Origin of the sequence: Streptomyces sp. JH14 (genome assembly GCF_029428675.1) — a bacterium.
Taxonomy (GTDB): Bacteria; Actinomycetota; Actinomycetes; order Streptomycetales; family Streptomycetaceae; genus Streptomyces.
This window is the reverse complement of sequence record NZ_JAJNEL010000001.1, coordinates 3831296-3846044: the sequence shown is the minus strand read 5'-3', so window position 1 is coordinate 3846044 and position 14749 is coordinate 3831296. Positions and strand designations below refer to the sequence as shown.

Annotated in this window: 9 protein-coding genes; all 9 read right to left on the bottom strand. The window is 70.4% G+C overall.

What is annotated here, in order from left to right:
* Window positions 1–15: 15 nt before the first annotated feature.
* From LRD69_RS17330 to LRD69_RS17290, 9 genes are read right to left on the bottom strand one after another with little or no spacing between them, the layout of a single operon-like run.
* Window positions 16–852, bottom strand: coding sequence for an alpha/beta hydrolase (locus LRD69_RS17330; RefSeq protein WP_277327480.1), 837 nt, complete (start codon window positions 850–852; stop codon window positions 16–18).
* 30 nt (window positions 853–882) lie between these two features.
* Window positions 883–2451: a long-chain-fatty-acid--CoA ligase gene (locus tag LRD69_RS17325; protein ID WP_277329764.1), complete on the bottom strand. Its 1569-nt coding sequence runs from the start codon at window positions 2449–2451 to the stop codon at window positions 883–885.
* A gap of 26 nt (window positions 2452–2477) precedes the next feature.
* Complete coding sequence (locus LRD69_RS17320) at window positions 2478–3923, bottom strand: polyketide synthase (protein ID WP_277327479.1); 1446 nt, start codon at window positions 3921–3923, stop codon at window positions 2478–2480.
* A gap of 4 nt (window positions 3924–3927) precedes the next feature.
* Window positions 3928–10302: a type I polyketide synthase gene (locus LRD69_RS17315; protein WP_277327478.1), complete on the bottom strand. Its 6375-nt coding sequence runs from the start codon at window positions 10300–10302 to the stop codon at window positions 3928–3930.
* A 43-nt stretch (window positions 10303–10345) separates the two neighbouring features.
* Window positions 10346–10756, bottom strand: a complete 411-nt coding sequence (locus LRD69_RS17310; protein WP_277327477.1) for an acyl carrier protein — start codon at window positions 10754–10756, stop codon at window positions 10346–10348.
* On the bottom strand, window positions 10753–11310 hold the full coding sequence (locus tag LRD69_RS17305) for an FcoT family thioesterase (protein WP_277327476.1): 558 nt from the start codon (window positions 11308–11310) through the stop codon (window positions 10753–10755). Before LRD69_RS17305 ends, LRD69_RS17310 begins: the two co-directional genes overlap by 4 nt.
* A 31-nt stretch (window positions 11311–11341) precedes the next feature.
* The gene (locus LRD69_RS17300) at window positions 11342–12538 is read right to left on the bottom strand and encodes a cytochrome P450 (protein ID WP_277327475.1); all 1197 of its coding nucleotides are present in this window, start codon (window positions 12536–12538) and stop codon (window positions 11342–11344) included.
* Between the two features lie 28 nt (window positions 12539–12566).
* Window positions 12567–13760, bottom strand: coding sequence for a cytochrome P450 (locus LRD69_RS17295; RefSeq protein ID WP_277327474.1), 1194 nt, complete (start codon window positions 13758–13760; stop codon window positions 12567–12569).
* 34 nt (window positions 13761–13794) lie between these two features.
* Entirely contained in the window at window positions 13795–14646 is an 852-nt protein-coding gene (locus tag LRD69_RS17290; protein ID WP_277327473.1) for a TauD/TfdA family dioxygenase, read from the bottom strand.
* Window positions 14647–14749 lie beyond the last annotated feature (103 nt).

Here is a 14749-nt window from a genome sequence, read left to right as displayed (position 1 = left end):
GCTGTCTGTGCGGACCTATGCGCTGATGAATTCGAGCGTCGCGGCGATGACGCCGGGATCTGCGACGATCCGCCGGTGCCCGAGTCCCCGGGTCTCGATGTACCGCGCCTGGCTGTAGGCGGCGGAGAGCCTCCGCCCCTGCTCCACGGGGACTTCCTTGTCGTTCTCGTCGTGGATGACGAGGAGCGGGAAGGTGAGCTCGGCGGCCCGGTGGCCGGCGGAGAACCGTTCCCAGATCTCGGTCTCGGGGTGGAAGAACTCCTCGCTGCGCCGGCGCAGCACGTCCTCGATGCTCGGATCCAGACCGAGCCGGTTGCAGAAGATCTTGGGCAGGTGGCCGAAGTCGCAGACGGACGCGATGGTCACCAGCCGGTCGGTCGGTACACCCCCGCGCACGGCCTGGTAGGCGCACAGTCCGCCGAACGAATGGGCCACGATCGTGTCGAAGGGGCCGTATGCGGCGGCGACGGCCCGGACGGCGGCCTGCACGTCGAGGATCGTCGCCCGGTCGCCCTCGGACTCACCGTGGCCGAAGAAGTCGAAGGCCACGGCGGTCATTCCGAGTTTCTGCAGGCCGGGGACGAACCCGGTCATGTTGGATGCACGGCCCTCGAAGCCGTGCATGAGCAGCACCCGCCGCTCGCCGTCGCCCCAGCGGTAGACGGCCAGCTTCCTGCCCTCGACATCGAGGCTGTCGGCCAGGGCCTGCTCGTGCAGCGGCTGTTCGGCCGGCCGGACCGGCAGCCGGGGGCCGGTGTTCAGCAGCATCGGAAACGCCAGCGCGCCCGCCTTCTCCGGCGACTCGCGGGCGACATGGTTCAGATGCTGCCGGATCTCCTCGAGTGACGTCATGTCGTGCCTTTCCCGTGCGGTGGGGGGTGGTCAGTTGACGTGCCGCGTCTCGCCCTGCCAGAAGGCCTCGCGCAGCTCACGCCGCAGGATCTTCCCGCTGGCGTTTCGCGGTAGTCGGTCGAGGTACGAGTAGCTGGTGGGGATCTTGAAGTCGGCCAGTCGGCCGCGCTGGAACATCATCAGTTCCCGTCCGCTCGCCGTCGCCCCGCTCGCGAGCACGACGAAGGCGTGCACGGCCTCGCCCCAGCGCTGGTCCGGAATGCCGACGACGGCGGCCTCGACCACCGCCTCGTGGCGGGAGAGCACGTTCTCGATCTCCGCCGGGTAGACGTTCTCGCCGGCGACGATGATGGTGTCCTTGATCCGGTCGCAGATGAAGAGGAAGCCCTCCTCGTCGAGATATCCCGCGTCTCCGGTGCGCAGCCATCCGTCGACGAGAGTCTGCTCCGTCGCCTCGGGGAGCCGCCAGTACTCGACCATGTGCGCCGGGGTGCGTATCCAGACCTCGCCGATCTCGCGGGCCGGCAGCGGCTTCCCCCCGTCGTCCCTGATCTCCAGTACGAAGCCCGGGTACGGCCGACCGGCGGCGGAAAGCCGCGGGCCGCCCACGACGTGCTCGGCGGGCGGGAGGCAGACCGAGGTGTTGCCCGACTCGGTGAGGCCGTAGATCTGCGCGAACTCGCAGCCGATCCGCTCCAGGCACTCCTCCAGCAGCGCCTCGCCGATCGGTGATCCGCCGTAGACGACCTTGCGCAGGCCGGCGAAGACCTCCTGGGTGGCGGCCCGCTCGGCCAGCATCAGCCGCAGCATCGCCGGGACCACGCAGGCGACGGTCACCCGGTGGTCGCGGACGTGCGCGAGGGCGTCCGGGCCGGTGAACATCCGCAGACTGACGTTGGTGACACCGGCGTTGAGCCCCTGCAGAGCCCACCAGAGCCCGCCGATGTGGAAGCCCGGCACACCGATGAGGCTGACGTCCGCGTCCCTGAAGTCGATCCAGTCCAGGCCGGCGTCGGCGAGGGCGTTGCGGACCTGGAAGAACGTGCGGTGCGCGAGCACGACGCCCTTGGGCAGGCCCGTCGTACCGCTGGTGTACATCTGGACGAGCGGGGCTTCGGTGTCCGCCGAGGGCACGGGGTCACCGGGCGGCGCCTGCTCCAGCCACGCGGCGAAGGCGGGTCCGCCGCCGGGTGCTCCCGCCGTGACGGGCACCGTCACGGGCGCGTACGCCAGCCCGGCCGCGGCGCGCTCGACCACCGCGGCATGGTCGGGCTCGACGAAGACGTACCGCGCCCCCGAGTCGCTCAGGATGTGCTCCACCTCGGGTGCGACCAGCCGCCAGTTGACCGGTACGAGAACGGCGCCCGCCTGGGCGCAGGCGTACAGCAGGATGTAGAAGTACTCGGATTCCTGCCCGAGGTAGAGCACCCGCGTGCCCTGTCCGGCGCCGCCGGCGGCCAGGGCCCTGGCCGCCTGGGCGCTGCGCCCGAGCAGCTCGGCGTAGGTCACCGTGCGGTCCTCGCAGCGCACCGCGTCACGGTCGGGCCGGTGCCCCGCATGCCGGGCCAGCACGGCGTCTATGGTGACCAGTTCTCTCATGTCCGTCACGGTGAGGGCTCCTGTGTTCATGACCAGTGATGCGTGTCGTGCCAGTGGCTGTCGCCCGCCGCGGCCGCCGCGCGTTCGGGACGCGGTGCGGCCTCCGTAGCGGCCGCCTCCACGACCGCGTGGCCGTACGTCCCGGTGAAGCCGTATGCGCTCACTCCGGCGAGCCGCCGGTTCCCGTCCGGCCAGGGGGTGATCTCACGCGGCACCCGAAGGCCCAGCCGCTGCCACGGGACGTCCGGATCGAGCTGTCCGAGATCCGGCTGCGGCGGGATCTCGCCGTGCTGGACGCTGAGCACGGCCTTCATCAGCCCGGCCATCCCCGAAGTGGTCTCGAGATAGCCCAGGTTGGCCTTGGCCGAGCCGATGACCAGCGGCGGTGCCTCCGCGGCGGTTCGCGCGAACACGTCGCCGAGCACCTCCGCCTCGATGACGCCCGCCAGCCGGACCCCGTTGGCCTGCGCCTCGACGTATCCGACCTCGTCCGGCGCGCACCCGGCGGCCCTCAGCGCCTGCCGGATGACGGCAGCCTGACCCGCGGCCGACACCCGGGAGATGGAGTCGCGGGCTCCGTGCTGGTACACGGCGGTCCCCCTGACCACGGCATAAGGGTTCACCGCGTCGGGCTGCCGGCGGAGCACGACGACACCGCAGCCCTCGCTGCGCGCATAGCCGTCGGCGGCCGCGTCGAAGGGCCGCGAACGCCCGCTCGGCGACAGCAGCCCGGCCCGCTCCTGGACCCCGAACGCCCCGGGCGCCAGCAGCAGGTTGCAGGCCCCCACCAGCGCGACATCGCACTCACCGGACCGAAGGGAGGCACAGGCGAGATGCAGAGCGGTCAGGGCGGAGGAGCAGGCGGTGTCGACCGTCAGCGACGGGCCGCAGAGCCCGAGGCACGTCGCGATCCGGCCGGCCGCCCCGCTGAGTGCGCCTCCGGGGCCCATGTACGCGGACAGCTCGTCCCGCCCCATCTGGTTGCGCAGGGCGGCGTACTGGTACTCCACCGAGCTCAGCGCCGCGAACACCCCGGTGCGCAGCCCGTCCGCCTCGTCGATTCCGGCGTCCGCCAGCGCTTCGGCCGCGCAGGTGACCAGCAACCGCTGCTGCGGGTCCACGAAGCCGGCTTCCTCCTCGGAGAGGCCGAACCGCTTGGCGTCGAACACGTCGATGACATCGACATAGGCGCCACGTCCCAGCAGGTCCGCGTACGGGGCGAGATCAGGGGCGTCGGTGTTCCAGCGCGGCCGGCCCCGGCTGTCCACCGGTATCCGGGGCGGGCCGCCCGTCACGACCCGGGCGCCGCGCAGGGCGGACCACAGGGACCGAGGGCTGTCGACCCCCCCGGGCAGGCGGAGCGCCATGCCGTCCACGGCGATGCCCTGGACGGCTGCCAGGCGCTGCCGGGCGAGCAGCACGACCAGCTGTTTGTGGGACAGCTGCTCGATCGAGTCGATGTAGTCCTTCACCGGGTCACATGCTCCGCAGGGATTCGAGTTCGGCGTCGATGTCCTCGTCGGGCAGCGATGTGACCTCGGCGACGTCGCCCCCGTGCGCCTCCGGCGGCTGCCCGGCTCCGGCCATCTGCTCGTCGACGAACGCGGCGAGCTGCATGACCGTCGGATAGTCGAAGACCAGCGAGGTCGGCAGCGATGCGCGGAACATCACCTCGAGGGCGTTCTTCAGCTCGACGGCGGTCAGCGAGTCCACGCCGAGGTCCATGAAGCGGGCGTGCGGGGAGATGTCGCCGGTGCCGTCGAAGTGCAGCAGCGACGCGATCCGTTCCCGTACCGCCTCGTTGATGGTCTCGCGCCGCTGTGTCCGCGGGAGCGCCGCGAGTTCCCCGAGGTCGATCGTGCGCACGGACACCGCCGCTCCCCGCGCCACCCGCTGGTACAGAGCGTTGCCGCTCAGCCGCTGGGAGACGAACCGGTCCCAGTCGACCTCGCCGGCCGTCAGATGCCCCAGGGGCTGTCCGAGTACCGTCCACAGCGCTCTGGCGCCGGTACGGGGTTTGAGGAACCGGAACCCCTGGCTCTCTATCCCGGTGGCCGACCGGGCGGACAGGTTCGCCGCCATGCCCACCTCGGCCCATGGGCCCCAGCCGATGGCGAGACCCGGTGCACCGGCCGCGGAGCGGCGGGTCATCAGATCGTCGATGAACGCGTTCCCTGCCGCGTAGTTGGCCTGCCCGACCGGGCCGAGCACCGAGGACAGGGACGAGTATCCGACGAAGAAATCCAGGCCGTCCTGGGCCTCGGCGGCCCGGTGCAGCAGCCACGTTCCGTAGACCTTGGACCGGAAGACCGTGTCCAGCTGCTCCCACGACATGGCGGAGACGGGCCCGTCCGCGAGGACGCCCGCGGCGTGGACGATGCCGCCCAGCGGATGCCCGCCGGCGCCGGTCTCGGCCATGATCCGCTCGACGTCCTCCTGGACGGCGATGTCGCCCCGGTGGAAGCGGAGCCGCACCTCCTTGCCGATCCGCTCCTGCAGCGCGGCGGCATCCTCGGCGCTCACCGGCCTGCGGCTCACCATGCTGATGTGGCGGGCGCCTTCGGCCGCCAGCTTCTGCGCGGTCACCGCCCCCAGCGCACCCGTGCCGCCGGTGATCAGATAACTCTTGCCGGGGTCCAGGGCCGGCTCGGGACGCGAGCCGAGCACGGCCGGCTCGCGCATGTCGATGACGAGCTTGCCGGTGTTCCCGCCCCGGCTGAGCACCCCGAAGGCCTCTTCGACCTCGTCGAGGGTGTAGGTGGTCGTCGTGATCGGTGCGAGCGAGCCGTCCGCCAGCAGATCGGCGACCGTCTCCAGGATCCGCTTGTTGATCTGCTGGAGCTCTTCGGCGTCGAACTCGCTGAGATCGAAGTTGTGGTAGGCGACGTCGGGCCGGGCCTCACGCATCCGCTCCGGGGACCAGATGCCGAGCTTGCCGAGCTCCACGAAGCGGCCGCCTTCGGCGAGCACGCTCAGACCTGCGGGTATGTAGTCGCTGTTCAGGCTGTTGAGGACGATGTCCACGCCCGCGCCCCCGGTGGACCGGCGGATCTCGTCGGCGAAGTCCAGCGAGCGCGAGTTCATCACGTGCTCGATGCCCTGGGCGCGCAGGAAGGCGTGCTTGCCGGGGCTCGCCGTGGCGTGGATCTCCGCGCCGGCGAGCCTGGCGAGGGCCACGGCGGCCTGGCCCACCCCACCGGCCGCGGCGTGGATGAGGACCCGGTCGCCGGCCTTCATGCCGGCGAGCTCGTGCAGCGAGTAGTACGCGGTGGTGTACGCCGTGGGCAGGGCCGCCGCTTCGGCGAAACCGAGGGCCGGCGGCTTGCGCACCACCGCCGCGGACGGCACCACGACGCGTTTGCGCAGGCAGCCGAGATGGCTCACCACCACGTCGTCGCCGACCGCGAACGCGGCGTCCGGGCCCGCTGCGGCGACCGTGCCGGCCGCCTCGAATCCGAGGGGCAGCGGGCGGTACTCGACGCCCATGGCGTCGGCGTGCTGCTTCAGCATGCCGAGCGCGTTGAGGACGTCCTTGAAGTTGAGTCCGGCGGCGCGGACGCGCACCTCCACCTCGTCACCCTGCGGCGCCTCGTCCGGCACCGGTATCCGCTTGATGCCGGAGAACTCCCCGGGATTCGGGACGGCGAGCTCGAAGTTCTCGTCCTGGTCATCCGCGTCGCCGGTGGGGAAGATCCGCAGCACATGCCGCTTGCCCCGGCGGAAGGCGATCTGGAACTCCTCGCCCTCGGCCGCCAGGCACTCGTCGAACAGCAGGGAGCAGTCGGTATCTCCCTCGCCCGGCAGGTCGACCATGGTCACCCGGTACGCCGGGTACTCGTTGCCCAGCGACCGGCCGAAGCCCCACAACGTGGCCGCGGCCGATGCCTGCCCCGGCTGCTGCGCGTCGCCCGGCAGCAGCTGTGCCCCTTCGGTCACCAGCCAGAGCCGCTGGCCCTGGCCGAAGCCGCCGGCTGTCAGTGCCTCGATCAGGGCGAGCAGGTCGCGGTAGTTGCGCTCGCATTCGTCGCGCAGCCCCGCGGCGGTGTCCCGGTCGGTTCCGGCGGTCCAGAACCACCACACGTCGGTCGGGCGCTCCTGCGCCAGCAGGGCGCCGGCCGCGCGGGCGTCCGCCGCGTACCGCAGGCGTGCACCGGTGTCCTCCAGCCGGCCGGCCAGTGCGGTGAACTGCCGGGCCGGGCGGTTGACCACGAGGATGTCGCGTTCCTGCTCGGCGGCCCTGCGGACCGTCGACCGCTTGACCCACCGGGTCTCGTGGAACAGCCGCCTGCGGTTCCCGTCGCCCACCGCGACCACCTGGCGAAAGCGCAGTCCCCGCACGACGGCGACCGGCCGGTCGCCGTCGAGCAGCATCATGTCCGCCGTACGCTCCCGGCGCCCGTCGTCCGCGCCGGTGAGCCGCAGCAGGCTGCGCAGTGTCGCGCTCTTCGGCTTCCGCAGGAACTGCACGAGGCCGAAGCCGACGGGCAGATAGGTCTCGCCGTCGTCGAGTACACCCGCGACGGACTGGATCACGTTGTCCAGGACGAACGGCGGGAGGTACTCCGCCAGGGCTGTGTCATGACCCCGCAGGAGGGCCACGGCGACGCCCTCGCCCTCCCTTCGCAGCGAGGTGATGCGCTGGAATTCCGGACCGTAGGCAAGACCCAGGTCCTCGAAATCTCCGTACAGGTCGTCGGCCGGCACCGCCTCCCCGGGCGCCGTGGCGGCGGCCGCCGCCTCGGTCAGGGCGTCCGCGGTGCGCTGCGTGCCGGGCTGCCCGGCGTCCGCGCCGATTCGGGCCGTGGCGTGGAGCCGCTCCCTCGCATCCGCATCGCCGGCGATGCGGCTGGAGACCTCCACGGTGGCGCCGCCGTCGTCCGCGGCGCGCACCCGGGTGAGCAGTTCGACCCCGTGATCGTCGGAGACGATCAGGGGCTCCTGGATGTCGATGTCCGCCAGCGGCCGTCCGGTCTCCCCGAACATCGCGTCCTGCAGCGCCAGCAGCAGGTCGACGTAGCAGGCGGCCGGGACGACGATCTGCCCGAGCACCACGTGGTCGCGCAGGTATCCGGGACAGTCCGGAGAGATCTCGGACATGAAGACCCGGACGCCTTCGCGCTGATCCGGATGGTCGCGGACCTCGGCGCCGAGCAGCGGGTGGGTCGCGCCCGCGCCGCTGCCGGGCGTCAGACCGCGGCGGCGCGGCAGCCAGTGACGGCGGCGGTCGTAGGCGTACGTCGGCAGCGTGAGCCGGCCGGCCTCTCGGCCGAGGTGGTACGCGGCCCACGAGACGTCCAGGCCCGCACGGTAGAGCTCGGCCACCGACCGCTTGAGCGTGTCCGCGGCCGGATCGTCACGGTGTGCGCTCGCCAGCCAGGTGTGCCCGGCCCCGGCCACGCACCGCCGGCCCAGGCCGAGGAGCGTGGCGGACGGCCCCACCTCCAGGAACACGTACTCCCCGTGCTCGGCGATCGTCCGCATACCGGCCGCGAATTCCACCGGCGCGCCGATGTGCCGTACCCAGTACTCCGGCGTCGCGATCTCCTCGAAGACGGCGACCGCGCCGGTGACGTTCGACACCAGGGTGAGGTCCGGCTCGTGGAACTGCACATCCGCGATGGCGGCCGCGAACTCGTCGAAGACCTCGGCCATGAGCGGCGAGTGGAAGGCGTGCGAGACCTTGAGCGCCTGCGTCGCGATGCCGCGTGCGCCCAGCTTGGCGACGATCTCCGCCAGGGAGTCGCTACCGCCGGAGACGACACAGGACTGCGGGGTGTTCACCGCGGCGAACGCCACGTCCGGACAGCCCTGGACGAAAGGCGCCACCGTGTCCATCGCGGCCTGCACGGACACCATGCCGCCCGGCGCGGACACCGACTGCATGAGCCGGGACCGTGCGGCGACCAGGCGCACCGCGTCCTCCAGGGAGAACAGCCCGGCCACCGCGGCGGCGACGACCTCCCCGATGCTGTGCCCGATCAGCATGGCGGGCTCGACACCGAAGCTCATCCACAGCCGCGCCGTCGCGTACTCCACCGCGAACAGTGCGGGCTGGGTGTACTGGGTCTGCCCGAGCTCGTCGGCGGGGTCGTCGCCGAGCATGAGGTCCCGGACCGAACGTCCCAGATGCGGTTCGAAGAGCCGGTCGCACTCATCCATGTGCTCCTGGAAGACCGGGTACCGCTCGTAGAGCGACCGGCCCATGCCCGGGTACTGCGCGCCTTGACCGGTGAAGAGCATGGCCACCCGGGGCTGCTCGCCGACGGCGGTACCGGACTGCTCGCGCAGCAGCGCCGCGAGCTCGTCGCGGCCGCCCACCAGGCCGCCGAGCCGGTGGGCGAAGTGGGCGCGGCCCACGGCAGCGGTGTACGCGATGTCCCCCAGGCCCGCCCCGGGTTCGGCCTCGAGGAAGGACAGGTACTTGTCCGCCTGCCGGCGCAGCGCCCGCTCGCTCCTGGCCGACAGCACGAACACCTCGTTCCCCCCGGCGGCCGGGGCGGCCACCGCCGGTGCCGCCTGCGCGGGGGCCTGTTCGAGCACCGCCGAGGCGATCGTCCCGGCGAAGCCGAAGGAGTTCACCAGCGCCCGGCGCACCGGGGCCTTCCACGGCTGTCCTTCGGTCGGCACGGTCACCGGTGACCTGTCCCAGGGGATGTGCTGGGAGGGCTGCTCCAGGTTCAGATGCGGGTAGATCCACCCGTGGTGCAGCTGCAGCGCGGTCTTGATCACGCCGCCGATGCCGGCGGCGGCCTCCATGTGCCCGACATTCGTCTTGAGCGAGCCGACGACCACCGGCTCGGCGACCGTGTGCGACTCGGCGAAGACGGACGAGACCGACTGCATTTCGATGGGGTCGCCGAGGGAGGTGCCGGTGCCGTGCGCCTCGACGTACTGGATGTCGGAGGGCTCCAGCGAGGCGTTGCGCAGGGCCGCGCGCATGACGCCCTGCTGGCCCGTGCTGTTCGGCACGGTCAGGCCGCCGCTCTCCCCGTCCTGGCGGACGGCCGTGCCGCGGATCAGGGCCAGGATCCGGTCGCCGTCACGCTTGGCGTCGGAGAAGCGCTTGAGCACCACCACGCCGCAGCCCTCACTGCGTGCGTAACCGTCCGCGGTGTCGTCGAATGTCTTGCAGCGGCCGTCCGGGGAGAGCATTCCGGCCTGGGAGAACACGATGTGGTTGAGCGGGTGGTGGATGGCGTTGACCCCGCCACAGAGGGCGATGGAGCAGTCGCGCTTCCTGAGTCCGGTGACGGCCAGGTCCAGCGCCACGATGGACGAGGAGCAGGCGGTGTCGATGGCCATGCTCGGACCGCGCCAGCCCAGCAGATAGGAGAGCCGCCCCGGCACCGCGCTGTGCGCCGTGCCGGTCCCGGTGTACGCGTCGAGGTCCTCCTGGGCGAGCTCGCCGACCTCCAGGAGGTAGTCGAAGCAGGAGATGCCGAAGTACACACCCCCTTCGCTGCCGCGGAGCGTGCCCGGGTCGATTCCGGCGTTCTCCAGCGCGTCCCAGGAGGCCTCCAGCGCCAGCCGGTGCTGGGGGTCGACGTAGGCCGCCTCCTTCGGCGAGATGTTGAAGAAGGCGGCGTCGAACTGGTCGATGCCCTCGAGGAACCCGCCGCCGGCCGCGGAGATCCTGCCCTTCTCGGCCGGCCCCTCCCGGTGCAGGGACTCGACGTCCCAGCGGTCGCCGGGGATCGGTCCGGTCCCCGACCTGCCGGAGCGCAGGAACTCCTCGAACTCCTCCGGCGTCGTGGCTCCTCCGGGGAACCTCAGCCCCACGCCGACGATGGCGATCGGTTCGTACTTCTCCAGCATCAGCTCGCGGAGCAAGGTGTCACGGCTGTCGGACATGCGTGGTCTCCTACGACGGTTCTGGCGCGACGGCGGGTGCGGCTCAGGACTCGTACAGGTCGGCGATCAGGTCGTTGACCTGCCGCTGGACTTCCGGGGACGGGCCCGGCGCGTCCTGCGGCTCGCGTCTGCGGGGGACGGCCGTGCCGGGCAGCACGACCGAGGCGAGGTGGTCGGCCACCTGCCGGACGGTCGAGAGCCCGAAGAGCACCGAGGTGTCCAGTTCGCACCTCAGCTGCTCCTCGATGCGCTGCCTCAGTTCGACGGCCCGCAGGGACGTCAGTCCGAGCTCGAAGTAGTTCTCGTCGAGCGGGAGGTCGTCCTGGTCCGTCATGAGCAGCGCCTGCTTGAGCTCACGGCTCACGAAGACTTCGAGGGCCGCGCGCCGCTGCGCCCGCGGGGTCCGTGTCAGCTGCTCCCATGCGGTTGTCACCGGCTGCTCGTCCGCTGTCATACCGGATCCGTAATGGCGATCCGCGCCTCGCCATGGCTGTCCCCACCGGTCTCGTCCCAGAACCGGCACGTCGTGTACAGCACGATCAGCGGGTTCCAGCGCTCCGACTTCTCCAGCCGGGCCGTGTCGGTGAGGGTCACGCTCCCAAAGAACCGCTTGCCGCGCATCTCGCGCTTGAAACGGCTCCGGAAGCTGGTGATCAGGATGTTCGGCAGCTGCAGCCGCCAGAAGTCCTCGAGGGACCAGTCCTGGAAGACCGGAAGCACGCCTTCGCGGACCGACTTCGCGATCAGGTAGTAGGCCATCTGGTTGTAGCAGATGTTGAACTCGACGGCGTTGAAGTGACCGGTGTCGTCGATGTAGCAGGATTCGCCGATCTCGAACTCACCGGACACGGTGACTTCGTGCGGTCCCGGGCCTGCCGACAGGGATGCCGACTTCATGTACTTGCAGTGCTCCCGGTAGGGGCGGAGCACCAGGGGCAGCAGTTCACCGTCGGTGTCGAAGGTGGTGGTGGTGCCGACCGGGTCGAGGCCGGCTGTCTGAGCGCTCACTTCGGGTGCCTTTGTTCGCCGGTCCTGGACATCACACCGTCACCACGACCTTGCGCGGCGACCGGATGAGGTAGTTCGGCCGCCACTGCACCTCCTCCTCGGTGTCGGCCAGGGCCATGCCGGGGAACCGGTTCAGCAGCCGCTCGACCAGGATCTGCATCTCGATGCGGGCCAGTTCCTTGCCGGGGCAGTGGTGTGCGCCGCGGCCGAACGCCCAGTGCTGCTTGTCCTCGCGGTCGAAGTCCAGGACGTCCGGCTCCGGGAAGTGGCGCGGGTCGCGGTTGGCGGACGAGATGCTGAGAATCACCGTCTCGCCCTTCGCGACGGGCGTCCCGGCGATGGTCATGTCCTCCAGGGCGAACCGGCGGAACGCGTTGTGCGCGGAGCCGTCCCAGCGCAGCAGCTCCTCGACGGCCTCCGGGATCAGGTCCGGCTGCTGCCGCAGCCGCTCGGCCAGGTCGGGGCGGTCCAGCAGTGCCAGCAGGCTGCTGCCTATCGAGCCGACCGTCGTGTCGTAGCCGCCGATGACCAGGAAGAACGCCATGCCGACGATCTCCTGCTCGGACAGGTGACGCCCCTCTTCGTCCACGGAGTGGATCCAGTGCGACATCAGGTCGTCGCCCGGCTCCGTGCGCTTGAGCTCCACGAGCCGGTAGACGAACTCGATCAGCGCCTTGCCGGCCGCCTGGCCGTCGGCGAGGACCCCACCGAGCAGCGCGTCGCTCCAGTCCCGGAACGGCCCGCTCATGTCACTGGGAATACCGAGCAGTTCGACGGTGACGGTGATCGGCAGCGGCGCGGCGATCATCTGCATCAGGTCGCCGCCGCCGTTCTTCTCGACCTCGTCGAGCAGCCGGTCGGTCTCCGCCACGATCCACGGCCGCAGGGCGTCGATGCGCTTGGGGGTGAACGCGAAGTTCATGAACCGGCGCAGCCGGGTGTGGATCTCCCCGTCCTCCATGTGGAGGTTGCCCGCGCGGACGAACTCGGGGAGCACCTCGTTCTTGTAGTCCTTCGCATGCCGGTGGTTGCGCACCAGGCGGCGGTCCTTCAGCAGCTCCGAGACGTCCTCGTAACGGGTGACCAGCCAGGCCTCGTTGCCCTCGGGCATGCAGATCCGGTGGATCGGCGCCTCCTCGCGCAACCGGGTGTAGACCGGGTACGGGTCGGCGTAGAACTCGGCGTCGAACGGGACGTCACGGTCGTGGAAGGGGCACTTCGTCGTCATGTTCCAACCTCGGGGCAGGGCGCCACGGTCACACCGTGACGGGAAGTGAACGCGGGGCTCGGAAGGTGTAGTTCGGACGCCAGGTGATCGACTCGGCCGGTACGGCCAGTGCCAGGTCCGGGAAGCGCTGCAGCAGCTTCGCGATCATCACCTGCAGCTCGATCCGGGCCAGTTCCTTGCCGGGGCAGTGGTGTGTGCCCCGGCCGAAGGTGAGGTGCTGGGCGCTGTCCTCGCGGTCGAACCTCATCTCGTCCGGCGCGGGGAACCGCCGCGGGTCGCGGTTGGCCGATCCGATCGAGAGCATCACGGTGTCGCCCTTGCCGATCCGCGTTCCCGCCAGCTCCAGCTCCTCGACGGCGAACCGGCGGATGGAGTTCTGCGCGGACCCGTCCCAGCGCAGGAACTCCTCGACCGCGGCGGGGATCAGCTCCGGGTGCGCCCGGAGCTGATCGGCCTTCTCCGGCTGGGTGAGCAGGCCGAGCACCGCGGTGCCGAACGAGCCGAAGGTGGTGATGTAGCCACCGAGCAGCAGGAAGAAGGCCATGCCGACGATCTCCTGCTCGGACAGGCCGTTGCCCTCCTCGTCCTTCCCGTGGACCCAGTGCGAGAGCAGATCGTCGCCGGGTTCCTCGCGCTTCCGGGCGATCAGCTGGTACGTGTACTGGATCAGTGCCGCACCGCCCTTCTGGGCGTCCTCGGGCACGCCGCACATGATCTGGTCGCTCCACAGGTGGAAGTCGCCGCCCATGTCGCGCGGGATGCCGAGGATGTCCACGATGATGGCGATGGGCAGCGGCTCCGCGAAGTCGGCCATCAGGTCCCCGCCCCCGGCCGTGGCGAGCTTCTCCAGCAGCGCGTCGGCGACCTCGTCCATGCGCGGCCGCAGCGCGGCGATGCGCTTGGGGGTGAAGGCGAAGTTCATGAACCGGCGCAGCCGGGTGTGGATCTCGCCGTCCTCCATGTGGAGGTTGCCGTCACGCACCGCCTCGGGAAGCAGCTCGCTGCGGTAGTCGCTGTTGGCGTGCTTCCGGCTGCGCACCAGGCGCTTGTCGTTGAGGCAGGCGTGCACGTCCTCGTACCGGGTCACGAGCCATACCGGGACGCCTTCCGGCAGCCAGACGCGCTGGACCGGGGACTCCTCCCGCAGTTCGCTGTACCGGGCGTACGGGTCGTCGAAGTACGCGGCATCGAAGGGCGTGCCGTCGAAGGGACACTTGGCCATGGGTGGTCCTGTCCTGTCGAGGTTGCGGATGGCGTCAGACGGCAGCGTCGAACGGGTACTCGTCGTAGACCGTCACGCGGTACGAGACCGCCGGCTCCGGCGTCGTCGTGTGCAGGGCGCGGTGCACCAGGCTGCGGTTGTCCCAGATCAGCAGGTCGCCGGCGTCGAAGCGCTGCAGATGGATCTGCGGGTGCTCGAAGGTGCGGTCGTGCTGGCCGGTGGCTTCCAGCAGCGACTCGAGCAGGTCGGCGCCGAGCTCCTTGCCCGCTTCGTCGGTGAGCCCGACGGTGAACCCCTCACTGATGTAGAGAATCGATTCTCCGGTGTGGGGGTGGCGGGTCACGGCGTTGTGGACGACGGCCGGCGTCTTGGCCTCGATCTCGGCCATCAGCTCGCCCACCGGACGGTAGACATCCTCCGGGCGGATCTTGAAGAAACGGCGCGGGCTGTGCACCGCCCGAGCCTGTGCGGCGGCGTCCTTCAGCTCCTGCGGCAGGGCCTCGTAGGCCTTCCCCAGATCGATGAAGAAGGTGCCGCGGTCCCCGGTGGGCACCACCTGCGGATGGATCAGGGTGAACCCGAACGGCTTCTCCATGAACTGGTAGTCCGCGTGCCAGAACTTGCCCGTCTTGGGCACGCCGACCTGCTTGCCGTCCTCCGGCACATTGGAGGAGACGAAGACGAGATCGTTCTCCGGGTGGTGGTACATCGGCTCGTAGTAGGGAGCCGGCTCACCGAAGAGCTTGCCCAGCTCCACGAACGCCGCCGTCGAGAGCTCCTGCTTCCTGAGGATGACGATCTTGTCCGTGTAGACGAGTTCCTTGATCTGGGCGACCTCTGCGGCGGTGGCCGAGGACAGGTCGAACCCCTCGATCACAGAGCCCATTTTCGCATCCGCCTGCTTGCTGATGATCACTGTTCTGCCCCCCGGTTGATTGGCTGGCTCTCGTGGTTGCGAACGGTGCGGACGGCCCGTGTCCAGGCCCCTT